The following is a 23,723-nucleotide window of genomic DNA, read 5'->3' as shown; positions in this document are numbered from 1 at the left end:
GGGGATCGCGGTCAATGAATCTGTCCGGTCCTTTCATCAAGCGCCCGGTCGCGACAATGCTCCTGAGCCTGGCGATCATGTTGCTCGGCGGTGTGAGTTTCGGCTTGTTGCCGGTTTCGCCGTTGCCGCAGATGGACTTCCCGGTGATTGTCGTGCAGGCGAGCCTGCCCGGCGCCAGTCCGGAGGTCATGGCGTCCACCGTGGCCACGCCGCTGGAACGCTCGTTCGGCGCGATTGCCGGCGTCAATACGATGAGCAGTCGATCCAGTCAGGGCTCGACGCGGGTGATTCTGCAGTTTGACCTCGACCGCGACATCAACGGCGCGGCGCGGGAAGTGCAGGCGGCGATCAACGCTTCGCGTAATCTGCTGCCGAGCGGGATGCGCAGCATGCCGACCTACAAGAAGGTCAATCCGTCACAGGCGCCGATCATGGTGCTGTCGCTGACCTCGGACGTGCTGGAAAAAGGCCAGCTCTACGATTTGGCCTCGACCATTCTTTCGCAGAGCCTGTCGCAGGTTCAGGGCGTCGGCGAAGTGCAGATCGGCGGCAGCTCCTTGCCCGCCGTGCGTATCGAACTCGAACCGCAGGCGCTCAACCAATACGGCGTAGCGCTCGACGATGTGCGCAAGACCATCGCCGACGCCAACGTGCGTAGGCCCAAAGGTTCGGTCGAGGACGGTCAACGGTTGTGGCAGATTCAGGCCAACGACCAACTGGAGAAAGCCAAGGATTACGAGTCGCTGATCATCCATTACGCCGACGGTGCTGCGTTGCGCCTCAAGGACGTGGCCAAGGTCAGCGACGGCGTCGAAGACCGCTACAACAGCGGTTTCTTCAACGACGACGCGGCGGTGTTGCTGGTGATCAACCGCCAGGCCGGGGCCAACATCATCGAGACGGTCAACGAGATCAAGGCGCAGCTCCCTGCGCTGCAAGCGGTGCTGCCGGCCAGCGTGAAGCTGAATCTGGCGATGGACCGCTCGCCGGTGATCAAGGCGACATTGCACGAAGCCGAGATGACTTTGCTGATTGCCGTGGCACTGGTGATTCTGGTGGTGTTCCTGTTCCTCGGTAACTTCCGCGCCTCGTTGATTCCGACGCTGGCAGTGCCGGTGTCGCTGGTCGGCACCTTTGCGGTGATGTACCTCTACGGGTTCTCGTTGAACAACCTGTCGCTGATGGCGTTGATTCTTGCCACCGGCCTGGTGGTGGACGACGCCATTGTGGTGCTGGAGAACATTTCCCGGCACATCGACGAGGGCGTCAAACCGATGCAGGCCGCGTACCTCGGGGCCAAGGAAGTCGGCTTCACGCTCCTGTCGATGAACGTCTCGCTGGTGGCGGTGTTCCTGTCGATCCTGTTCATGGGCGGGATTGTCGAAAGCCTGTTTCGCGAGTTTTCCATCACCCTGGCAGCGGCCATTGTGGTCTCGCTGGTGGTGTCCCTGACACTCACGCCGATGCTCTGCGCCCGCTGGCTCAAGCCGCACACGCCGGGGCAGGAAAACCGCTTGCAGCGCTGGAGCCGCAAGACCAACGACTGGATGGTCGGCAAATACGCCACCAGCCTTGATTGGGTGCTGCGCCATCGGCGCCTGACGCTGCTCAGCCTGATCATCACTGTTGGCGTCAACGTGGCGCTCTACGTGGTGGTGCCGAAAACCTTCATGCCGCAGCAGGACACCGGGCAGTTGATCGGTTTTGTGCGCGGTGACGACGGTCTGTCGTTCAGTGTGATGCAGCCAAAGATGGAAACCTTCCGCCGTGCGGTGCTCAAGGATGACGCGGTAGAGAGTGTCGCCGGGTTCATCGGCGGCACCAACGGCACCAACAACGCGTTCATGCTGGTCCGCTTGAAGCCGATCAAGGAGCGCCAGTTGTCGGCGCAGAAAGTCATCGAGCGCCTGCGCAAGGAAATGCCCAAGGTGGCCGGTGCGCAATTGATGCTGATGGCTGATCAGGACCTGCAATTCGGCGGTGGCCGCGAACAGACCACTTCGCAGTACAGCTATATCCTGCAGAGCGGTGATCTGGGCGAGTTGCGCAAGTGGTATCCAAAGGTCGTCGCGGCATTGCGAGCGTTGCCGGAACTGACCGCGATTGATGCCCGTGAAGGCGCGGGCGCGCAGCAGGTGACGTTGATTGTCGACCGCGATCAGGCCAAACGCCTGGGCGTCGACATGAACATGGTCACGGCAGTGCTGAACAACGCTTACAGCCAGCGGCAGATTTCGACGATCTACGACAGCCTCAACCAGTATCAAGTGGTGATGGAGGTCAATCCGAAATACGCCCAGGACCCGGTGACGCTCAAACAGGTGCAGGTGATCACGGCTGACGGTGCGCGAATTCCGCTGTCGACCATCGCTCACTACGAGAGCAGCCTGGAAGACGACCGGGTCAGCCACGAAGGCCAGTTTGCCTCCGAGGACATTTCCTTCGACATGGCCGAAGGCGTGACGGTGGAGCAGGGTAGCGCTGCCATCGAGCGGGCGATTGCCAAACTCGGTTTGCCGGAAGATGTGATCGCGAAAATGGCCGGTACCGCCGACGCCTTTGCCGCGACCCAGAAGAGCCAGCCGTTCATGATCCTTGGCGCGCTGTTGGCGGTGTATCTGGTGCTGGGCGTGCTGTATGAAAGCTACATTCACCCACTGACGATTCTGTCGACGCTGCCTTCGGCCGGGGTCGGCGCATTGCTGTCGATCTATGCGCTGGGCGGCGAGTTCAGCCTGATCTCGCTGCTCGGGTTGTTCCTGCTGATCGGTGTGGTAAAGAAAAACGCGATCCTGATGATTGATCTCGCGCTGCAACTGGAGCGCCATCAGGGACTGTCCCCTCTGGAGTCGATCCGCAGCGCCTGTCTGCAACGTCTGCGGCCGATTCTGATGACGACGCTGGCGGCGATTCTGGGTGCCTTGCCGCTGCTGCTCAGCCGTGCCGAAGGTGCGGAAATGCGCCAGCCATTGGGCTTGACCATCATCGGCGGGCTGATTTTCAGCCAAGTGCTGACGCTTTACACCACCCCGGTGGTTTACCTCTATCTCGACAAGCTGCGCCATCGTTTCAACAAATGGCGTGGCGTGCGTACTGATGCCGCTCTGGAAACTCCGCTATGACTGACCGTTCGCTTATCCATCTGGCCACTGTTCGCGGCTCGCGTCTGTTGAGCCTGTCGCTGTGCGTGGCGATGCTCAGTGCCTGCGCTGTCGGCCCGGATTACCAGCGCCCGCAGACTGCCGAAATCGCTCAATACAAGGAAGCCGAAGGCTGGCGTCAGGCCAACCCGAGCGATTCGCTGGCCCGTGGCGCCTGGTGGGAACTGTATGGCGATCAGCAGCTCAACGGCCTGGTCGAAAAGCTCAACAGTTCCAACCAGACGGTCGCTCAATCGGAAGCGCAATACCGTCAGGCCCAGGCTTTGGTACGCAGCGCACGTGGGGCGTTTTATCCGAATGTCGATCTGAGCCTGGGCAAAACCCGCTCCAGCCAGGGTACTGGCAGTAGCAGTTCGAGTCTGAGCAGTTCTTCCAGCGGTATCCGCGACACCTACAACGCGCAGTTGGGTGTCAGTTGGGAAGCCGATATCTGGGGCAAGCTGCGTCGCGGGCTTGAAGCCGACAAGGCCAGTGCGCAGGCCAGCTTTGCCGATCTGGCGGCAATGCGTCTGAGCCAACAGTCGGAACTGGTGCAGAACTACCTGCAACTGCGGGTGATCGACCAGCAGAAACGTCTGCTGGAGTCGACGGTGGCAGCTTACGAAAAATCGTTGAGAATGACCCAGAACCAGTACCGTGCGGGTGTGTCCGGGCGGGACGCGGTGGCTCAGGCGCAAACGCAGTTGAAGAGCACCCAGGCTGATCTGGTCGATCTGATCTGGCAGCGGGCGCAATTCGAGAATGCCATCGCCGTGCTGACCGGGCAGGCCCCGGCGGATTTCAACATTGCGGAAACGCAGAGCATTCCGAACTTGCCGCAGGTGCCGTTGAGTCTGCCGTCGCAGTTGCTCGAGCGGCGCCCGGACATCGCCTCGGCCGAGCGCTCGGTGATTGCCGCCAACGCCAACATCGGCGTGGCGAAAGCAGCGTACTACCCGGACCTGTCCCTGAGCCTGAGTGGCGGTTATAGCAGCAGCACCTCAAAAGACCTGATCAGTCTGCCGAACCGGTTCTGGTCGGTCGGGCCGAAACTCGACCTGCCGTTGTTCGACGGTGGCATACGTTCGGCGGAAGTCGACCGCACTGAGGCGGTGTATGACCAGACAGTGGCCAAATACCGGCAGACCGTGCTCGATGGTTTCCGCGAAGTGGAAAACTATCTGGTGCAGTTGAAGGTTTATGAAGACGAAGCGGCGGTGCGCCAGGAAGCCCTCGATGCCGCGCGGGATTCTTTGCGTCTGACGGAAAACCAGTACAAGGCCGGGCTGATTGCCTATATCGATGTGGTGGTGGTGCAAGCCACGGCGCTGAGCAACGAGCGTACTGTGCTGAACATTCTGCAGAGCCGATTGATTGCCAGCGTGCAATTGATTGCCGCGCTGGGCGGTGGTTGGGATGGCCAGCTTGATGTGAGCGATAACACCCGCTGAAGGCTGGCTTTGATCGTTCCCACGCAGAGCGTGGGAACGATCGGGTAAAGCCGTGAACACCGGGCTAGAGCCTTTTAGGGCAATGGAACAAGCGTTTCATCGGGTTGATGGCAAATTGCTCACTTTGTCAGTGCGTTCTTCTGCGCAATCAGTACAATCGCCGCATTTGCCCGACCGAGAATGGACGCTATCGGGGTTGGGTGGCCACGAGAATTCGCATGCTCATCGGTACTTATTCCTCCACGCTGGTTTTCATTTCGCTGTGCGTAGCAATCCTCGCTTCGTACACCGCGCTCGACCTCACCGGGCGCATCGCTACGGCAAAAGGGCGGGCAGTGCATTTCTGGACGGCCGGTGGCGCGTTCGCTATGGGTGTCGGCGTCTGGTCGATGCACTTCATCGGCATGCTTGCCTTCAAACTGCCAATCAACCTCGGTTATGACGTCACGCTCACAGCACTGTCGCTGCTGATCGCGATGCTGTCCTGCGGGTTTGCCTTGTGGCTGGTGAGCCAGCCGAAACTGCCGGTCCTGCAATTGGCGTTTGGTGCATTGATCATGGGCACCGGCATCAGTGCCATGCATTACACCGGCATGGCGGCCATGCGCATGACCCCCGGGATCGACTACGACCCGACGCTGTTCGGCGCATCATTGCTGATCGCCGTCGGCGCTTCCGCCGCCGCGTTGTGGATCGCTTTTCGTCTGCGCCAGCATTCACCCTATGTTCGGCTGATTCGCGCTGGTGCTGCTGTGATCATGGGCATCGCGATTGTGGGCATGCACTACACCGGCATGGCGGCCGCGCAGTTTCCCGACGGCAGTTTCTGCGGTGCGACGCTCAACGGTTTGAAGGGCAATGGCCTCGACAGCCTGGTGCTGATCACCACGTTGGCGGTATTGTCGATTGCCTTGCTGACTTCGATTCTCGACGCGCGCCTCGAAGCGCGCACGGCCGATCTGGCGCACTCGCTGACGGTGGCCAATCGCGAACTGACGCAACTGGCGCTGCACGACACCTTGACCGGTCTGCCCAATCGCATGCTGCTGGATGACCGGATCAATCAGGCGATGAAAAAGGTCAACGAGCAGGGCGGTTGCTTTGCGCTGATGTTCATCGATCTGGACGGTTTCAAACCGGTCAACGATGCCTTCGGCCATCACATGGGCGATCAACTGTTGCGCGAAGTCGGTGTGCGTCTGCGCGAAGACTTGCGCAGCCTGGACACGCTGGCGCGAATCGGTGGTGATGAGTTCGTTTTGCTGGTGCGCCTGAGCGAACCCAACGATGCATTGGGGCTGGCCGCGCGTCAGGTAGGCCTGATCGCCCAGTCGTTCCGCGTGGCTGAACATGATTTGCAGATCTCCGCCAGCGTTGGCATCGCCCTGTATCCGGGCAATGGCCAAACCGCCCAGGAACTGTTGATGAACGCCGACGCCGCGATGTATCACGCCAAGGGTGGCGGCAAGAATGGTTACAGCTTCTTCGACGCCTCGATGAACAACAACGCGCGCAAACAACTGCAATTGTTGCAGGACTTGCGCGCCGCGCTGGAACACAGCCAGTTCAGCCTGCATTACCAGCCCAAGTTCAACGCCGCCAACGGGCATCCGGTCGGCGCCGAAGCGTTGCTGCGCTGGCAGCACCCGAGCCACGGCATGTTGATGCCGGACAAATTCATTGATCTGGCGGAGAAATCCGGCCTGATCATCCCGATCGGCGAATGGGTGCTCAATGAAGCCTGCCGTCAGATGCGCGAGTGGTACGTGCTGGGCTACACCGACTGGCGCATCGCGGTGAACCTCTCGGCCTTGCAGTTCTGCCATGCCGGGCTGGTGCAAAGTGTTGCCAAGGCGCTGGCGACGCACCATTTGCCGGCCAACAGCCTGACCCTGGAAATCACCGAAACCACGGCCATGAGCGACGCCGATGCGAGCATGACGGTGTTGCAGGAGTTGTCGGACATGGGCGTCGACCTGTCCATCGATGACTTTGGTACTGGCTATTCGAGCCTGATGTACCTCAAGCGCCTGCCAGCCAATGAGCTGAAGATCGACCGCGGTTTTGTCCGCGATCTGGAGCACGACAGCGACGATGCCGCCATTGTTTCGGCGATTGTCGCGCTGGGCCAGGCGTTGGGGTTACGGATTGTCGCGGAAGGGGTAGAGACGGGCTCGCAGCAGGATTTTCTGACGCAATTGGGCTGTGATTCGTTGCAGGGTTATCTGCTCGGGCATCCGATGCCGGCAGATCAGTTCATGCAGGGCATTGTCCGGGGCGAGAAGCACACGACTGCTTGATCGCCACAATTCATATCTGATGAGGAAAACTCTGTGGTGAGGGGATTTAGCGAAACGTCGCACCGCCCCGATGAGTTGCAGAGCACCCCCAAAACATCCGGCACGGTTTGTCAGCAATATTTGATTCGCAGGGTTGGGGGCTGCTGCGCAACCCATCGGGGATGAATTCCCTCACCACAAGTGTTCAACTCAGGTTTCGCTTCGCACACACCTCATGCAAAACCCGCCAATGGCGGTTATTCTTCCCCCCGACTGTTACGTGTGCATTGGGGGGAAAGGCCAGCATGGATAAAGTCATTGTGATCACCGGCGGCGGGCGCGGGATTGGCGCCGCGACGGCGTTGTTGGCGGCCGAGCAGGGCTATCGGATCTGCATCAATTACCAGTCAGACGAACAGGCCGCGCATAGCGTGCTGGAGCAAGTCCGGGCGCTGGGCGCACAGGCTATCGCGGTGCGTGCCGACGTCAGCATCGAAGACGAAGTGGTCGCGATGTTCCATCGGGTCGACACCGAGCTGGGCCGGGTCACCGCACTGGTGAACAACGCCGGCACTGTCGGGCACAAATCGCGAGTCGATGAAATGTCCGAATTCCGTATCCTGAAAATCATGAAAACCAATGTCCTGGCGCCGATCCTTTGTGCCAAGCACGCGATCCTGCGCATGTCGCCCAAGCATGGCGGGCAGGGTGGCAGTATCGTCAACGTATCTTCAGTGGCTGCGCGTCTGGGGTCACCCAATGAATACGTCGATTACGCGGCGTCCAAAGGTGCGCTCGACACTTTTACCATCGGTCTGTCCAAAGAAGTGGCGGGCGAGGGGATTCGGGTCAACGCGGTGCGCCCGGGTTACATCTACACCGATTTCCATGCGTTGAGCGGTGATCCGGATCGGGTCAGCAAGCTGGAATCGGCAATCCCGATGGCCCGGGGCGGGCGGCCGGATGAGGTGGCGGAGGCGATTGTCTGGTTGCTGTCGGACAAGGCTTCTTATGCAACCGGGACGTTTGTTGATCTGGGTGGCGGGCGTTGATCTTCAGGATTTTTATTGCTTGTTAGGGCCTCATCGCTGGCAAGCCAGCTCCCTCAGTGTTTTGTATTGAACACAAGTTTTGTGATCGACTTCGAAACCTTTGGGAGCTGGCTTGCCTGCTCCCAGAACAATCGATGCCAGTCGCAAATATTGTGTACGACACTGAAACCTGTGGGAGCTGGCTTGCCAGCGATAGGGCCAGTGCAAACACCCTCAGCTTGTCAGAACGACCGCACAATCCGCCCCAGCGTCTCCATGGCTTTCTCCGAATCCTCGGTCCACGGGCTGCCATAGTTCAGTCGAATGCAATTGCGAAACCGCTGCGTCGGCGAAAAGATCGGCCCCGGCGCGATGCTGATGCCTTGCGCCAGCGCCATCTGAAACAACTTCAACGAATCCATCTGTGGCGGTAGTTCCAGCCAAAGAAAATAGCCGCCTGCCGGTTGACTGACCCGCGTCTGCGCCGGGAAATATCGGGCAATCGCCGCCAGCATCGCGCTCTGCTGTTCCTCCAGCGCATAACGCAGTTTGCGCAGATGCCGATCGTAACCGCCGTGTTGCAGGTAATCGGCAATTGCCGCTTGCGCCGGCATCGACGCGCACAACGACGTCATCAGTTTCAACCGCTCGATCTTCTGCGCGTAACGCCCGGCAGCGACCCAGCCGATGCGGTAGCCGGGGGCCAGGCTCTTGGCGAACGAGCCGCAATGCATCACCAGTCCTTCGGTGTCGAACGCCTTGGCTGGTTTCGGGGCCTGTTGGCCGTAATAGAGTTCGGCGTAGACGTCGTCTTCGATCAACGGCACCTGATGGCGGCGCAACAGTTCGACCAGTTCCTGCTTCTTGGCCTCCGGCATGGTCGCGCCCATCGGGTTCTGGAAACTGGTCATGCACCAGCAAGCCTTGATCGGGTGGCGTTCCAGCGTCTGCGCGAGTACGCCGAGGTCGATGCCGTCGCGCGGGTGCACGGGGATTTCCACGGCTTTGAGCTTGAGGCGCTCCAGCACTTGCAGGCTGGCGTAGAACGCCGGGGCTTCGATGGCAACCAGATCGCCCGGTTCGGTGACGGCTTGCAGGCACAGGTTGAGTGCTTCGAGGGCGCCGTTGGTGATCAGCAGTTCTTCCATCGGCAGCATCAGCCCGCCGACCATATAGCGCAGGGCGATTTGCCGACGCAGTTGCGGATTGCCCGGCGACATGTCGGTGACGACCATGCGCGGGTCCATTTCCCTGGCGGCGCTGGCCAGCGAACGCGACAGGCGTTGCAGCGGAAACAGCGTCGGGCTGGGGAACGCCGAGCCGAACGGCACGGTGCTCGGGTCCTTGATCGACTCCAGCACCGAGAACACCAGTTCGCTGACGTCGACTTCGGTGGAGTCGTTGACGTGGCTGCTGATTACCGGCTCCGAGAACGGGCTCGGGGCGTGGGTGTTGACGAAATAACCGGAGCGCGGCCGGGCGCGGATCAGGCCACGGCGTTCGAGCAGGTAATAGGCCTGGAACACCGTGGACGGGCTGACGCCGTAGGTCTGGCTGGCGTAGCGCACCGACGGCACGCGCTGACCGGGGCCGAGGACTCCGGAGCGGATCAGTTCAGCGATGTCGTCGGCGAATTTTTCGTAGCGTTTCATCGGGGCCCTTGGTGTTTGTTGGTTGTGCGGGGTGTCAGGGAACTGCCCCTCACCCTAACCCTCTCCCAGAGGGAGAGGGGACTGATTGGGAGATGCTCGCGAAACACACCGACCTGAAATTGCTTTGCTGAATCCATAATCGACTCGGTCTGTCAGGTCTATGTACCGCGCCAGACACCTCGAACGGCCCCCTCTCCCTCCGGGAGAGGGCTGGGGTGAGGGGGAGGATTCTAGCGGCTCAGCGATTCATCGGCGCCACAAACCTGCTTTTCGCCACGCTGTAAATCTCAGGCTCATCACTGTCGGCAATCTTGAAACTCAAGGTCTGTGAGCTGCTGCTCGGGCGTTCCGTGGTCATCGCCACCGACACCGGCACATCGACAATCTCGCCAGGCGCCAGGCTCAGCTCGGTCTTGCCTTGCAGCTGGAAGCCGTCGCCGTCGACCAGGCTCAGATTGTAGTCCTGACGCTGCTGGGTCTTGTTGATGACTTTGAGGGTGTAGATGTTTTCGATCTGGCCCTGACCGTTTTCACGGAACAGCCCGCGATCCTTGGTCACGTCCAGCGAGACCATTGGCCGCTCGACCAGCGCCAGGGCCAGTGCGCCGATCATCACCAGCAGCACCGCGACATAACCGATCAGTCGTGGCCGCAACAGATGCGTCTTGCCACCCTGCAATTCGCGCTCGGAACTGTAGCGGATCAAACCGCGTGGGTAGTTCATTTTGTCCATGATCGAATCACAGGCGTCGATGCACGCCGCGCAACCGATGCATTCCATCTGCAAGCCATCGCGGATGTCGATGCCGGTCGGGCACACCTGCACACACAACTGGCAATCGATGCAATCGCCGAGCCCGGCCTCGACCGGTTTCACATCGCGCTTGCGCGGGCCACGGTTTTCGCCACGGGCCACGTCGTAGGAAATCGCCAGGGTGTCCTTGTCGAACATCACGCTCTGGAATCGCGCATACGGGCACATGTGCATGCACACCGCTTCGCGCAGCCAACCGGCGTTGATGTAAGTCGCACCGGTGAAGAACAACACCCAGAACAGACTGACACCGCCGATTTGCAGGGTCAGCAGTTCTTCGGCCAGCGGCCGGATCGGCGTGAAGTAGCCGACAAAGGTCAGACCGGTCATCACACTGATTGCCAGCCACAGCGTGTGCTTGGCCGCACGCCGGGCCAGTTTGTTCAGGCCCCACGGCGCCGCTTGCAGTTTGATCCGCTGGTTGCGTTCGCCCTCGGTGATCTTCTCGCACCACATGAAGATCCACGTCCACGAACTCTGCGGGCAGGTGTAGCCACACCAGACGCGCCCGGCGAACACGGTGATGGCGAACAGGCCGAACGCGGCAATGATCAGCAGCGCCGAGAGCAGGATGAAATCCTGCGGCCAGAAGGTCGCGCCGAAGATGTGGAATTTGCTTTCCGACAAATCCCACAACACAGCCTGACGACCGCCCCAGTTCAGCCACACCGTGCCGAAAAACAGCACAAACAGAAAACCCGCACCGCTCATGCGCAAGGTGCGGAACAGGCCGGTGAAGCTGCGGGTGTGGATCTGGTTGTCGCTGGATTTGGCCGTCGCCTTCATTGGGCGTGCGGGCACACTTTTAATAGTTGGAGATGCTTCTACGGTTCGGACGGGGATTTGTTCGCTCATGGTCGTTCGCTCATCAGCCTCCATCAGGCCGATGCACTATGAGCGCCGATCTGTTTGCATAACAGACTCAGCTATTTCAATAAAAAGCGGATCAGATGGCGCTCGACACTAGTCCTGCGACAACTTGAAGCAGCCCGCAGGCAAAGGCGCAAACGCCTGACCCAGACGTTTGCGCGGGGTGTTGATCCAGGTCAGTCAAATCACCGAATCACTCTCGTCGGCTTTCAGGTGTTTGCGACCGTCCTTGGCGCCGGCAACAGTCAGAGCATCGGCTTCTGCTTCGGTGATGTAGACGCGCCGGGATTCGATTTCCACAAACGACATGGCTTTGTCGCTATCGGTTCTGACTTCCAACTCATCGCAAATACGAATTTCCTCGCCATTCTCAACGGTGAAAAAACAGACTTTTTTCTCGGGATTGGACTCATCGACTCGCAGGGTCATGGTGGCTGTCCTTTTTATGGGGATGTCTAAAGCGTTAGGGCACACGCTTTGCCGTTCGTTCTGCGCAACCGATTAATGGTCGCCGTTGTCCATCGTCTATCGAACCAATAACAAGGACTGCACGATGAACGCGTGGTGGCATGAAGTGTGGGGAACCCTGCAAGCGGAGTTCGCCGACGTTGGCGATGCTTCGCAACTGACGCGCATTACCGTGCGCCTGCTGATGGCAGCCATTCTGGGTGGCATTCTCGGGTTCGAGCGCGAACACAAGGGCAAGGCCGCCGGCGTGCGTACGCATATGCTGGTGGCGCTCGGCGCGGCACTGTTTGTGCTGGTGCCGCAAACCTCAGGCGCCGAGTCCGATGCGATGAGTCGAGTGCTGCAAGGCGTGATCGCCGGGATTGGTTTCCTCGGCGCCGGGACCATTCTGAAAAAACCCGAAGGCGATGAGGGCCACGTCAAGGGTCTGACCACGGCAGCCGGGCTGTGGATGACTGCGGCGATTGGTGTGGCGACCGGGTTGGGCAAGGAAGCGACGGCATTGCTCAGTACCCTGCTGGCGCTGGGGATTTTCAGCGTGATGCCGCGCATCGTAAAACTCTTCGAAAAAGAAGAGCAGAAGACGGATGACCACTGACCACTAACTGATGTTGATCATTCCCACGCTTTGCGTGGGAATGCCCCAATGGACGCTCCGCGTCCGCTGTGGGACGCGAGCGTCCCGGGCTGCATTCCCACGCAGAGCGTGGGAACGATCATGAGCATTCAGTGAGGGTTCAGAGGATCACTGGCGGCATGGTCGTTGGCGGCTCTTCTTTCGGCGGTGGCGTGGTGCCTGGCGGTTCCTGCTCGAGGACCGGTTGCGGTTCGGTTTCGGGAATCGTCGGGTTGTCGATGTTCGGATCGGGCGTTTCCGCCGGGAATGGGTTGTTCATCGGTAGACCTCCGTGTGGCACATGGCGTGAGAAGTGCTTAAGTGGATTGACCACCTCGTGGCGAATTCGATCCGCTTTTCGTGTCGGGCAATTTGCTCTGAACTTTTCCCGGTGCCGGTCGCTCGGAACCTAAGCGAGTTCATGACGGGGCCGGTGTCTTGTTGTGAACACTGATCCGGCACAAGAGCGTCCTTGGGGCGTTAAGGAGAGATGCTCAATGACTGCTGAAAGACCTTCGGAAGTGAGCTACAACCCGCACATGCCGCTGTCGCAGGCATTACTGCTGCCGCGCATCGTGATCGAAAACACCATGCCGACCCTCGATGGCGGGCAGTTCGCCGTGAAGTCGATTGCCGGCCGCGACGTGGTGGTCACCAGCAAAGTGTTCGCCGATGGCCACGACAAACTCGCCGTGCGCATTCGCTGGCGCGAGGAGGGCGAAGAGACCTGGCATAGCGAGGTCATGTCCGATCAGGGCAATAACGGCTGGCGAGGCCAGTTCCGCCCCGAGCATCAGGGCCGCTTTCTGTATTGCATCGAGGCGTGGATCGATCACTTCGCCAGTTTCCAGTACGAACTGGAGAAGAAGCACAACGCAGCCGTGCCGGTTTCGCTTGAGCTGCAAGAAGGCCGGACGATGGTGCAGCAGGCCGCCGAGCGCAGTGAAGGCCAGCTCAGCGAACAGCTCGCGGCGTTGCACCACGAACTGTCCGGACTGCTCGAAACCGAGCAGGTCGCGCTGTTTCTGCACTCGCACAGTGCGCAACTGATGACCGAGGCCGATCACCGTGCCTATCTGAGCGTCAGTGCCGAATTCCCCATGGACGTCGAGCGTGAACTCGCCGAGTTCGCCAGTTGGTATGAGCTGTTTCCGCGCTCGATCACCGACGATCCCAACCGCCATGGCACTTTTAATGATGTGCACTCGCGGTTGCCGATGATTCAGGACATGGGTTTCGACGTGCTGTACTTCACGCCGATCCACCCGATTGGTCGTGCGCATCGCAAGGGCCGCAACAATTCCCTGACCGCTGGCCCGGCCGATCCCGGCAGCCCATATGCGATCGGCAGCGAGGAGGGTGGTCACGAGGCGATCCATTCGCAACTTGGCACCCGTGAAGATTTCCGCCGGCTAGTGGCCGCTGCGGCTGAGCATGGCCTGGAAATAGCCCTCGATTTCGCCATCCAGTGTTCCCAGGATCACCCGTGGCTCAAACAGCATCCGGGCTGGTTCAACTGGCGGCCGGACGGCACGATCAAATACGCGGAAAACCCGCCGAAGAAATATCAGGACATCGTCAACGTCGACTTCTATGCGCCGGACGCGATTCCGAGTCTGTGGGTCGAGTTGCGCGACATCGTTGTTGGCTGGGTCGAGGAGGGCGTGAAGATCTTTCGCGTCGACAATCCGCACACCAAACCGCTGCCGTTCTGGCAATGGCTGATTGCCGATGTGCGGGCGCTGCATCCGGAAGTGATCTTCCTCGCCGAGGCATTCACCACACCGGCGATGATGGCGCGTCTGGGCAAGGTTGGTTACACCCAGAGCTACACCTATTTCACCTGGCGCAACACCAAGGCTGAACTGGCCACTTACTTCACCGAACTGAATGAATCGCCGTGGCGCGAATGCTACCGGCCGAATTTCTTCGTCAACACGCCGGACATCAACCCGGCGTTCCTGCATGAGTCCGGGCGCCCCGGTTTCCTCATCCGCGCGGCGCTCGCGACCATGGGCTCGGGCCTGTGGGGCATGTATTCGGGCTATGAACTCTGCGAAGCGGCACCCGTGCCAGGCAAGGAGGAATATCTCGACTCGGAGAAATACGAGATCCGCGTCCGCGACTTCAATGCGCCGGGCAACATCATTGCCGAGATTGCCCAGCTCAACCGCATCCGCCGGCAGAACCCGGCGCTGCACACGCACCTGGGCCTGAAAATCTACAACGCCTGGAACGACAACATTCTGTACTTCGGCAAGCGCAGTTTTGACGGCAGCAATTTCATTCTGGTGGCCGTCAACCTCGATCCAAATAACGTGCAGGAAGCGAATTTCGAATTGCCACTGTGGGAGATGGGCCTGCCCGACGATGCGACGACCCATGGTGAGGATTTGATGAACGGGCATCGCTGGGACTGGCATGGCAAGTATCAGTTCATGCGTTTAGACCCGGCTTACCAGCCGTTCGGGATTTGGCGGATTACTGCCTCTTAAGGCTCGCGACATTTGAATGTGGGAGCTGGCTTGCCAGCGATTGCGGTCTGTCAGCTTGCATCTTCGGTGCTGAACCACCGCTATCGCCGGCAAGCCAGCTCCCACATGGACCGTATTTCTTCAGTTAAGACATCTTCAGAATTTTTCAGGAGTTTCACATGGCGAAGAAACCCAAGGCAGCCACCTTTATCAAAGACCCGCTCTGGTACAAGGACGCGGTGATTTATCAAGTTCACGTCAAATCGTTTTTCGACTCCAACAACGACGGGATCGGCGACTTTCCCGGCCTGATCGCCAAACTCGATTACATCGCCGAACTGGGCGTCAACACCATCTGGCTGTTGCCGTTCTACCCCTCGCCACGTCGCGACGATGGCTACGACATCGCCGAATACCGTGGCGTGCACAGCGATTACGGCACCATGGCCGACGCCAAGCGCTTTATCGCCGAGGCGCACAAGCGCGGTTTGCGGGTGATTACCGAACTGGTCATCAACCACACCTCCGACCAGCACCCGTGGTTCCAGCGCGCACGCAAGGCCAAACCCGGTTCGGCGGCGCGGGATTTTTACGTGTGGTCGGATGACGATCAGAAATACGACGGCACGCGGATCATTTTTCTCGACACCGAAAAGTCCAACTGGACCTGGGACCCGGTCGCCGGCCAGTACTTCTGGCACCGTTTCTATTCGCACCAGCCCGACCTGAACTTCGACAACCCGCAAGTGATGAAAGCGGTGCTCTCGGTCATGCGCTACTGGCTGGACATGGGCATCGACGGTCTGCGTCTCGACGCGATTCCGTACCTGATCGAACGAGACGGCACCAACAACGAAAACCTCCCGGAAACCCACGACGTCCTCAAGCAGATCCGCGCCGAAATCGACGCCAATTATCCCGATCGCATGTTGCTGGCCGAGGCCAACCAATGGCCGGAAGACACTCAACTGTATTTCGGCGACACCGATGCGCACGGCCTCAATGGCGACGAATGCCACATGGCGTTTCACTTCCCGCTGATGCCGCGCATGTACATGGCGCTGGCGCAGGAAGATCGCTTCCCGATCAGCGATATTTTGCGCCAGACCCCGGAAATTCCTGCCAACTGCCAGTGGGCGATTTTCCTGCGCAATCATGATGAATTGACGCTGGAGATGGTCACCGACAAAGAACGTGACTATCTGTGGAATTACTACGCCGCTGACCGTCGGGCGCGGATCAACCTCGGTATCCGACGTCGCTTGGCGCCGTTGATGGAACGCGATCGCCGCCGTGTCGAATTGCTAAACAGCTTGTTGCTGTCGATGCCGGGCACGCCGACGCTGTATTACGGCGACGAGATCGGCATGGGCGACAACATCTACCTCGGCGACCGTGACGGCGTGCGTACGCCGATGCAGTGGTCGATTGACCGCAACGGTGGCTTCTCCCGCGCCGACCCGGCCAGCCTGGTGCTGCCGCCGATCATGGACCCGCAATACGGCTATCTGTCGGTCAACGTCGAAACCCAGGCCGGCGATCCGCATTCGCTGCTCAACTGGACGCGGCGCATGCTCGCCGTGCGCAAGCAATCCAAGGCATTTGGCCGTGGCACGCTGAAAATGCTCTCGCCGAGCAACCGGCGGATTCTGGCCTATACCCGCGAATTCACCGACGCCGATGGCAAACACGAAATCATCCTCTGCGTGGCCAACGTCTCGCGCAGTGCGCAGGCGGCGGAACTGGACCTGTCGGCTTACGTCGGCATGGTCCCGGTGGAGATGCTTGGCGGTAATGCGTTCCCGCCGATTGGCCAACTGCCTTTCCTACTGACCCTGGCGCCGTACGGCTTCTATTGGTTCGCCCTGGCCACCGAAAACCAGATGCCGAGCTGGCACGTGGAGCCGGCGCAGAGCCTTCCGGACTTCACCACATTGGTGCTGAAAAAGCGCATGGAAGAACTGCTCGAAGCGCCGTCTCGGGCGACGCTGGAGCAGGGCATTCTGCCGAGCTGGCTGCAGAACCGTCGCTGGTTCGCCGGCAAGGATGCGGCTATCGACAAGGTCAACCTGGCCTACGGTGTGCGTTTTGGTGATGCCGAACACCCGGTGTTGCTCAGCGAGATCGAAGTCACCAGCGGCGGCCAGACCAGCCGTTATCAACTGCCGTTCGGCTTCATTTCTGAAGATCAGGTCGGTCCGGCGCTGCCACAGCAATTGGCACTGGCCCGCGTGCGTCGAGTGCGTCAGGTTGGTTTGATCACTGACGCCTTCAGTCTTGAAGCGTTTGTCCGCGCTGTCCTGCAAGGCATGCAGAACAACACCGTGCTGGAATCCAGCGATGGCGAAATCCGTTTCGCACCCACCCCGCACCTGGAAAAACTCAACCTCGGTGGCGAATCCGAAGTGCGCTATCTGTCTGCCGAGCAATCGAACAGTTCGGTGGTAATCGGCAACAGCCTGGTGCTTAAGCTGATCCGTAAAGTCGCGTCCGGCGTACACCCGGAACTGGAGATGAGCGCTTACCTGACCGCTGCCGGATTTGCCAATATCTCTCCGCTGCTCGGCTCGGTGATTCGCCGCGACGCGCAGGGTGAAGACAATCTGTTGATGATCGCGCAGGGCTATCTGAGCAATCAGGGCGACGCCTGGGAATGGACGCAGAACAACCTCGAACGGGCGTTGCGCGATGAACTGGCCGATGCCATGTCCGAGCAGGAACAGCACTACAACGCCTTGGGCGAATTGAAGGACTTCGCCGCGATGCTCGGTCAGCGTCTGGGCGAAATGCACCAAGTGCTCGCCGCGCCGACCGAGAATGCCGATTTCGCGCCGCAAGTCAGTACGGCCAAGGATGCACAGGCCAGCGGCAAGGACGTTGCTGCGCAGGTCGAGCATGCGTTGAAACTGCTCAAGCAGCATCAGGGCGAACTCAACGCGGCGGATCAGAAACTGGTCAAGCGCCTGCTCGACGAGAAAAAGACCATCCTTGCTCATGTGCAGGATCTGGCGAAAAAGTCCGTCGGTGGTCTGCGTATTCGCGTGCATGGCGACTTGCACTTGGGCCAGGTGCTGGTGATCAAGGGCGACGCCTATCTGATCGACTTCGAGGGCGAACCGGCGCGGCCATTGAGTGAGCGTCGTGGCAAACACAGTCCGTACAAAGATGTCAGCGGCGTGCTGCGTTCGTTCGATTACGCGGCGGCGATGACCATCAACGTGCACAACGTCGATCACAGTGCGGAGTCCGAAGCGGCCCGTCATCGCGTCGCCGAGCGTTATTTGCGTGAGGCACGCGAGGCATTTGTTCAGGCATATCGCCGAGCGGCAGCTAGTCTTGATCATGCTTGGCAAGATCCTGAGGGTGCCGACGCCGCGCTGGCGTTGTTCGGTCTGGAGAAGGCGGCCTATGAAGTGGCCTATGAAGCCGAAAATCGCCCGACGTGGCTGCCCGTGCCGTTGCACGGTTTGTATGGGTTATTGACAGGGCTTAAACCCTTTTCCGATCTTGGTGGAGAGTAGTCATGAGTTTCTCGAACAAGGAACAGGGTCAGGTCAAAGAGGCATTGCTGCCGTCGGCGAAAGACATCGATGCGCTGGTACGTGCCGAGCATCACGATCCGTTTTCCATTCTCGGTCCGCACGGCGACGGTGCCGGCGGGCAATTCATTCGCGCCTATTTACCTGGTGCGCTGAGCGTTGTGGTGATCGATAAGGATTCTGGCGAAGAGCGCGGCCCCTTGGAGCCGAGCGAAACGCCGGGGCTGTTTGTCGGCCATTTCGATCAGGCGCGGCCTTATCGACTGCGTACCCGTTGGGCCGGTGGTGAACAGGAAGCGGAAGATCCCTACAGCTTCGGTCAGTTGCTCGGTGAAATGGATTTGTATCTGTTTGCCGAAGGTAATCACCGCGACCTCAGCGCCTGCCTCGGCGCGCAACTGATGACCGTCGATGGCGTTGATGGCGTGCGTTTCGCCGTGTGGGCGCCGAATGCGCGGCGGGTTTCTGTGGTCGGCGATTTCAACGTCTGGGACGGCCGTCGCCATCCGATGCGCCTGCGTCATCCGTCCGGGGTCTGGGAGTTATTCATCCCGCGCCTGCAAGCGGGGGAGTTGTACAAATACGAAATCCTCGGCAGCCACGGCATTCTGCCGCTCAAGGCTGACCCGATGGCGCTGGCCACCAGTCTGCCGCCGGACACTGCGTCGAAAGTCGCCGCGCCGCTGCGAGTCGACTGGCAGGATCAGGAATGGATGAGCGCTCGCCGCGAACACCAGAAGCATTCCGCGCCGCTGTCGATCTACGAGTTGCACGTCGGCTCCTGGCAATGCGAGCTGGATGATCTGGGTGAGGTTGCGCGCCAATACACTTGGCCGGAACTGGCCGAACGCTTGATTCCGTACGTGAAAGAGTTGGGTTTCACCCACATTGAACTGATGCCGATCATGGAACACCCGTTCGGTGGTTCGTGGGGCTATCAGTTGCTCTCGCAATTCGCCCCGAGTGCGCGTTACGGCACACCGGAGCAGTTTGGTGAGTTCGTCAACGCCTGCCATAAAGCCGATATCGGCGTGATCCTCGACTGGGTGCCGGCGCATTTTCCTACCGATACCCACGGCCTCGCGCAGTTCGACGGCACCGCGCTGTACGAGTACGGCAATCCGCTGGAAGGCTTTCACCAGGATTGGGACACGCTGATCTACAACCTCGGCCGCACCGAAGTGCATGGCTACATGCTCGCTTCGGCGTTGCACTGGTTGAAGCATTTCCACATCGATGGCCTGCGCGTGGATGCGGTGGCTTCGATGCTTTATCGCGACTATTCGCGCAAGGCCGGCGAGTGGGTACCGAACCGTCATGGCGGTCGGGAAAACCTGGAGGCCATCGACTTCCTCCGCCACTTGAACGACGTGGTCGAACTGGAAGCACCGGGGGCGCTGGTGATCGCCGAAGAGTCCACCGCGTGGCCCGGCGTCAGCCAGAGTACGCAGCAGGGCGGCCTCGGTTTTGCCTATAAATGGAACATGGGCTGGATGCACGATTCGCTGCATTACATCCAGCAGGACCCGGTGTACCGCGCCCATCATCACAACGAGTTGAGCTTTGGCCTGGTCTACGCCTGGTCCGAACGTTTCATCCTGCCGATCTCCCACGACGAAGTGGTACACGGCAAGCACTCGCTGATCGACAAGATGCCCGGCGATCGCTGGCAGAAATTTGCCAACCTGCGCGCCTACCTGAGTTTCATGTGGACGCATCCGGGCAAGAAACTGCTGTTTATGGGCTGCGAGTTTGGCCAGTGGCGCGAGTGGAACCACGATCAGCAGCTCGACTGGTATCTGCTGCAATACTCCGAGCACAAAGGCGTACAGAAATTGGTGGGCGACCTTAACCGGCTGTACCGCGAGCTGCCGGCACTGCACGATCAGGACGATGCACCGCAAGGCTTTCAGTGGCTGATCGGCGACGATGCGATCAACAGCGTTTATGCCTGGCTGCGCTGGAGCAAGGACGGCGAACCGGTGCTGGTAGTGGCCAACTTCACGCCCGTGCCGCGTCAGTCGTATCGGGTCGGCGTGCCTTTCGCCGGGCGTTGGAGCGAGTTGCTCAACAGCGACGCCGATACTTACGCCGGCTCCAACTATGGCAACGGCGGCGGGGCGTTTACCGAGGAAGTGCCGAGCCATGGCCAGGCGCTGTCGCTGGAACTGAATCTGCCGCCTCTGGCGGTGTTGATCCTCAGACCGGGGGGCTGATCCGATACCGCGTCGCGCCCGTCGCGGGCATGACATTCAACATTTCTGTTGGCTGATCCAGCGCCATCGCGGGCAAGCCCGCTCCCACAGGGAATTGCATTCCAGGCTGTTCTCACTGGAGAAATGCGATCCATTGTGGGAGCGGGCTTGCCCGCGATGAGGGCCGGACATTCAATAGTTGTATTGGCTGATCCACCGTCTTCGCGAGCAGGCTCGCTCCCACAGGGAATTGCATTTCAGGCTGTTCTCACTGGAGAAATGCGATCCATTGTGGGAGCGGGCTTGCCCGCGATGAGGGTCGGACATTCAATAGTTGTATCGGCTGACCCACTGCCATCGCGAGCAGGCTCGCTCCCACAGGGAATTGCATTCCAGGCTGTTCTCACCGGAGAAATGCGATCCATTGTGGGAGCGGGCTTGCCCGCGATGAGGGCATGACATTCAACATTTCTGTTGGCTGATCCACCGCCATCGCGGGCAAGCCCGCTCCCACAGGGATACTCATTCCAAATGTGGGAGCGAGCCTGCTCGCGAAGGCGCCAGCCCAGACACTCTGAAAATCCCGTTTCACCAGCGCATCCGCACACCCAGACTGCCGATCAACCCGTTCAGATCATTGTCATCGACATCACTGCTGTAATCGGCGCTGACATACAAACTCACCGCCGGCGTCACCCGCGCCACCAGACCCAAGCCCAGTTCGACGGTCGATGACTTGCGACTGCTGCTGATCTTGTCGACCTGATCCAGCGTCACCGTATTACCCGTATACACCGTGTGCCAGAGGTTGGTGCGCACGTACGGCTCGACCGGCAGGCCGCTCAAGTCATAACTGCCTTTCAAACGCGCACCGACGCGACCGCTCCATGCCGTCAGATCGGTTGACGAGGCATTGCTCGAGCCTGCATAGGGTGTATCGAGGGTGATGCGCTGATTGATCAATTGCGCCTGGGGTTCGACCACCCAGTTTTCGCTCAAGCCAATCGGAAAACCGCCCTCCACCGAGAAGGTCATCGCGCTGCCTTCAGTGGCCTGCCGCGCACCTTGTTCATTGCGGCTGAACCCGCTGACCCGGCCGCCGCTGGCCGACACATCGACGTGCCAACCCTGCGCGCCGATCAGACTGTAATAGGCCCCCAGGCTCTGGCCCTGCAGATTGAGGGTGTCGGTGTTCGGATCGGCGAGGGCGCGGCTGGTGATCAGCCCATTGCCATTGGCCTGAATCTGGTTTTCGCCGCCGATCAGGCCGATCTTCTGGGTGTCGCCGTTGCCGCTTTGCAAGGTCAGCACGGCGGGGCCTTTGAAGTCACCGCTGCCGGGCGTTGCGAAACCCGAGGACAACACGTCGGTTTGCGCCTGGCGGGCGCTACGTCCATACAATTGGTCCCAGGCACCCGGCGCCAGCTCTTCGGTGAGCAGGTTGGCGCCGCGCAGGTCAGGCCGGGGGCTGAAACGCTGCGGGTCGGGAGTGATGACCGTCGCGGGCAGGTTCATGACCGGTACGTTCTCTCGGTACCAGGGCGTGGTTTCATCCGCCGCAGGGCGGGCCTGCGCCTCCATGGATGAGCACAGCAAGATAGAACTCGACACTGTGCAAAAAGTGATTTTGATCTCGTGTGGTGTGAGTGAAATTTTCATGGAGGTCTACCTTGCAGGCGCATGCGGCATCTCGATGTGGCGTCTCTCCTACCCCGAACGAGGGGCGACCGAATGGAGCGAGGCGAACCGTAGGCGCTCGCTTTCGCGAGAGTCCGGAGGCTCGCCCCGGGTAGTGATTCCGGGGGTAGTAAGGTAGAGATAAGAAGAGTCGGGCCTGTGCGTCAAGAAATTGAACGATGAGCGGTAATGCCGAAACGCGTTACGCAAGCGTTTGTTTTTCTGCACATAACTAAGTGATTGTTTGTATGGAAAATCAATGCGCAGGCCCCGCGCCAGAGGTCTTTTATTGCCGACGGAAGGTCTGTTCGCGGATCGTGATACGGCAACGACCAGCCAAAGTGCACAGCATGTTGCTGTCAATACTGCGGCTGGTCGCGATGCCGTCGATGGCGATCAAAGATGCACTTCCACCGCCAACGGCAGGTGATCCGACAGGTGCGTCCACGGCTTGTTGCCGAGGATCTGCGGGTCATGACTGCTGGCGTTGCGCAGGTAAATCCTGTCCAGGCGCAGCAACGGAAAGCGTGCCGGATAGGTCTTCGCCGGGCGGCCATGATGGCGCTCGAACGCTTCGTGCAGATAATCGCGCCGGGCGAGGGCGGTGTTGCCTTGCAATTGCCAGTCATTGAAGTCGCCGGCGATGATCACCGGAGCATCGTCCGGCAACGATTCGAGCAACTGGCAAAGCAGCTGCAACTGCAATTGGCGATGGCTTTCGAGCAGGCTCAAATGCACGCAAATCGCGTGGACTTCGGCATGGCCCGGTACATCCAGCACACAGTGCAACAAGCCTCGCCGTTCGGGGCCGGTGATCGACACGTCGAGATTGCGGTATTCGCGGATCGGGTATTTCGACAACAGTGCATTGCCATGATGGCCGTCGGGATAGACCGCGTTGCGCCCATAGGCGAAATCACTCCACATGCTGTCGGCGAGAAATTCGTATTGCGAGGTTTGCGGCCATTCGTTGTAACGGCTCGAATGCCGCTCGTGCTCACCCACTACCTCTTGCAGAAACACCAGATCGGCCGAGGTACTGCGTACCGCCTCGCGCAACTCCGGGAGAATGAAACGCCGGTTGAGCGCGGTGAAACCCTTGTGGGTATTGACCGTCAACACACGCAGGCGATGAATGACGGGAGCATCGACGGCATGACGTTTGGGATCGCTGGACACGGTTACTCCTCTGAATCCTGAGTGCCTGTTCATGCGACTGATGGGTGAGGGCGGCAGTTCCGTCTGAAAACACCTTGATGTTGGACGGACGGTCAAATCCGATCGCTGATTCGTCAGCGACCGACCCACAATTGAACCCGCCCCAAGGCGCACAAGCCGGCGGATTCTGGCGTAGCTGTAGGCAATTACGCAAGGATATGTAGCCTGATTACGTGTCTTTGCGTGTCCTTTAAACGTAGGTGTTTAAAAGCCAAAAATCGCAGCCCTTGCAGAGTGGCCACAAATCCCTGTGGGAGTTGATTGCACTCCAAAATGGCAAATGTGTAAGCCCTGTAGGA

The 23,723-nt window shown here is 59.9% G+C and carries 14 protein-coding genes; 8 read left to right on the top strand and 6 right to left on the bottom strand.

The genetic code is table 11. The features are described 5' to 3' along the window. Positions 1–14: 14 nt before the first annotated feature. The 4 genes from AC3WMT_RS01395 to AC3WMT_RS01380 all read left to right on the top strand — a co-directional run bounded on the left by AC3WMT_RS01395 (position 15) and on the right by AC3WMT_RS01380 (position 7,922). Positions 15–3,122 carry an efflux RND transporter permease subunit gene (locus tag AC3WMT_RS01395; RefSeq protein WP_103302152.1) on the top strand — a complete coding sequence of 1,036 codons (3,108 nt, stop codon included), beginning with the start codon at positions 15–17 and terminating at the stop codon, positions 3,120–3,122. Continuing rightward, on the top strand, positions 3,119–4,591 hold the full coding sequence (locus AC3WMT_RS01390; RefSeq protein ID WP_103302151.1) for an efflux transporter outer membrane subunit: 1,473 nt from the start codon (positions 3,119–3,121) through the stop codon (positions 4,589–4,591). Before AC3WMT_RS01395 ends, AC3WMT_RS01390 begins: the two co-directional genes overlap by 4 nt. Positions 4,592–4,809: 218 nt before the next feature. Then, the gene (locus AC3WMT_RS01385) at positions 4,810–6,891 is read left to right on the top strand and encodes a putative bifunctional diguanylate cyclase/phosphodiesterase (protein WP_103302150.1); all 2,082 of its coding nucleotides are present in this window, start codon (positions 4,810–4,812) and stop codon (positions 6,889–6,891) included. Positions 6,892–7,175: 284 nt separating this feature from the next. Then, positions 7,176–7,922: an SDR family oxidoreductase gene (locus AC3WMT_RS01380; RefSeq protein ID WP_103302149.1), complete on the top strand. Its 747-nt coding sequence runs from the start codon at positions 7,176–7,178 to the stop codon at positions 7,920–7,922. Positions 7,923–8,143: 221 nt separating this feature from the next. Here the strand turns inward: AC3WMT_RS01380 and mapR are convergent, their stop codons facing one another. The 3 genes from mapR to AC3WMT_RS01365 all read right to left on the bottom strand — a co-directional run bounded on the left by mapR (position 8,144) and on the right by AC3WMT_RS01365 (position 11,666). Continuing rightward, a complete protein-coding gene (gene mapR / locus AC3WMT_RS01375) occupies positions 8,144–9,553 on the bottom strand; it encodes a GntR family transcriptional regulator MpaR (protein WP_008087199.1) in 1,410 nt (469 codons plus the stop codon). 238 nt (positions 9,554–9,791) lie between these two features. Then, the gene (ccoG, locus tag AC3WMT_RS01370) at positions 9,792–11,222 is read right to left on the bottom strand and encodes a cytochrome c oxidase accessory protein CcoG (protein WP_103302148.1); all 1,431 of its coding nucleotides are present in this window, start codon (positions 11,220–11,222) and stop codon (positions 9,792–9,794) included. Positions 11,223–11,417: 195 nt separating this feature from the next. Beyond that, positions 11,418–11,666: a DUF3203 family protein gene (locus AC3WMT_RS01365; RefSeq protein ID WP_103302147.1), complete on the bottom strand. Its 249-nt coding sequence runs from the start codon at positions 11,664–11,666 to the stop codon at positions 11,418–11,420. Between the two features lie 124 nt (positions 11,667–11,790). On the opposite strand from AC3WMT_RS01365, the gene AC3WMT_RS01360 reads away from it, so the two are divergent. Next, positions 11,791–12,303, top strand: coding sequence for an MgtC/SapB family protein (locus AC3WMT_RS01360; RefSeq protein ID WP_103302146.1), 513 nt, complete (start codon positions 11,791–11,793; stop codon positions 12,301–12,303). Positions 12,304–12,442: 139 nt separating this feature from the next. On the opposite strand, the gene AC3WMT_RS01355 is transcribed toward AC3WMT_RS01360, so the two are convergent. Then, positions 12,443–12,601: a hypothetical protein gene (locus tag AC3WMT_RS01355; protein WP_177431342.1), complete on the bottom strand. Its 159-nt coding sequence runs from the start codon at positions 12,599–12,601 to the stop codon at positions 12,443–12,445. Positions 12,602–12,818: 217 nt separating this feature from the next. Between AC3WMT_RS01355 and AC3WMT_RS01350 the strand changes: the two genes are divergently transcribed. The 3 genes from AC3WMT_RS01350 to glgB all read left to right on the top strand — a co-directional run bounded on the left by AC3WMT_RS01350 (position 12,819) and on the right by glgB (position 20,550). Beyond that, positions 12,819–14,816 carry an alpha-1,4-glucan--maltose-1-phosphate maltosyltransferase gene (locus tag AC3WMT_RS01350; RefSeq protein WP_103302145.1) on the top strand — a complete coding sequence of 666 codons (1,998 nt, stop codon included), beginning with the start codon at positions 12,819–12,821 and terminating at the stop codon, positions 14,814–14,816. A gap of 158 nt (positions 14,817–14,974) precedes the next feature. Further along, entirely contained in the window at positions 14,975–18,316 is a 3,342-nt protein-coding gene (gene treS / locus AC3WMT_RS01345; protein ID WP_103302144.1) for a maltose alpha-D-glucosyltransferase, read from the top strand. Positions 18,317–18,318: 2 nt separating this feature from the next. Beyond that, positions 18,319–20,550, top strand: a complete 2,232-nt coding sequence (glgB, locus tag AC3WMT_RS01340) for a 1,4-alpha-glucan branching protein GlgB (protein WP_103302143.1) — start codon at positions 18,319–18,321, stop codon at positions 20,548–20,550. A gap of 567 nt (positions 20,551–21,117) precedes the next feature. On the opposite strand, the gene AC3WMT_RS01335 is transcribed toward glgB, so the two are convergent. Both AC3WMT_RS01335 and AC3WMT_RS01330 read right to left on the bottom strand, forming a co-directional pair. Next, complete coding sequence (locus tag AC3WMT_RS01335) at positions 21,118–22,188, bottom strand: autotransporter domain-containing protein (protein ID WP_103302142.1); 1,071 nt, start codon at positions 22,186–22,188, stop codon at positions 21,118–21,120. Between the two features lie 414 nt (positions 22,189–22,602). Next, complete coding sequence (locus tag AC3WMT_RS01330) at positions 22,603–23,385, bottom strand: endonuclease/exonuclease/phosphatase family protein (protein ID WP_103302141.1); 783 nt, start codon at positions 23,383–23,385, stop codon at positions 22,603–22,605. Positions 23,386–23,723: the final 338 nt, after the last annotated feature.

The organism is Pseudomonas sp. FW305-7 (assembly GCF_058786735.1).
This window is presented reverse-complemented; position numbering and strand designations above follow the sequence as displayed.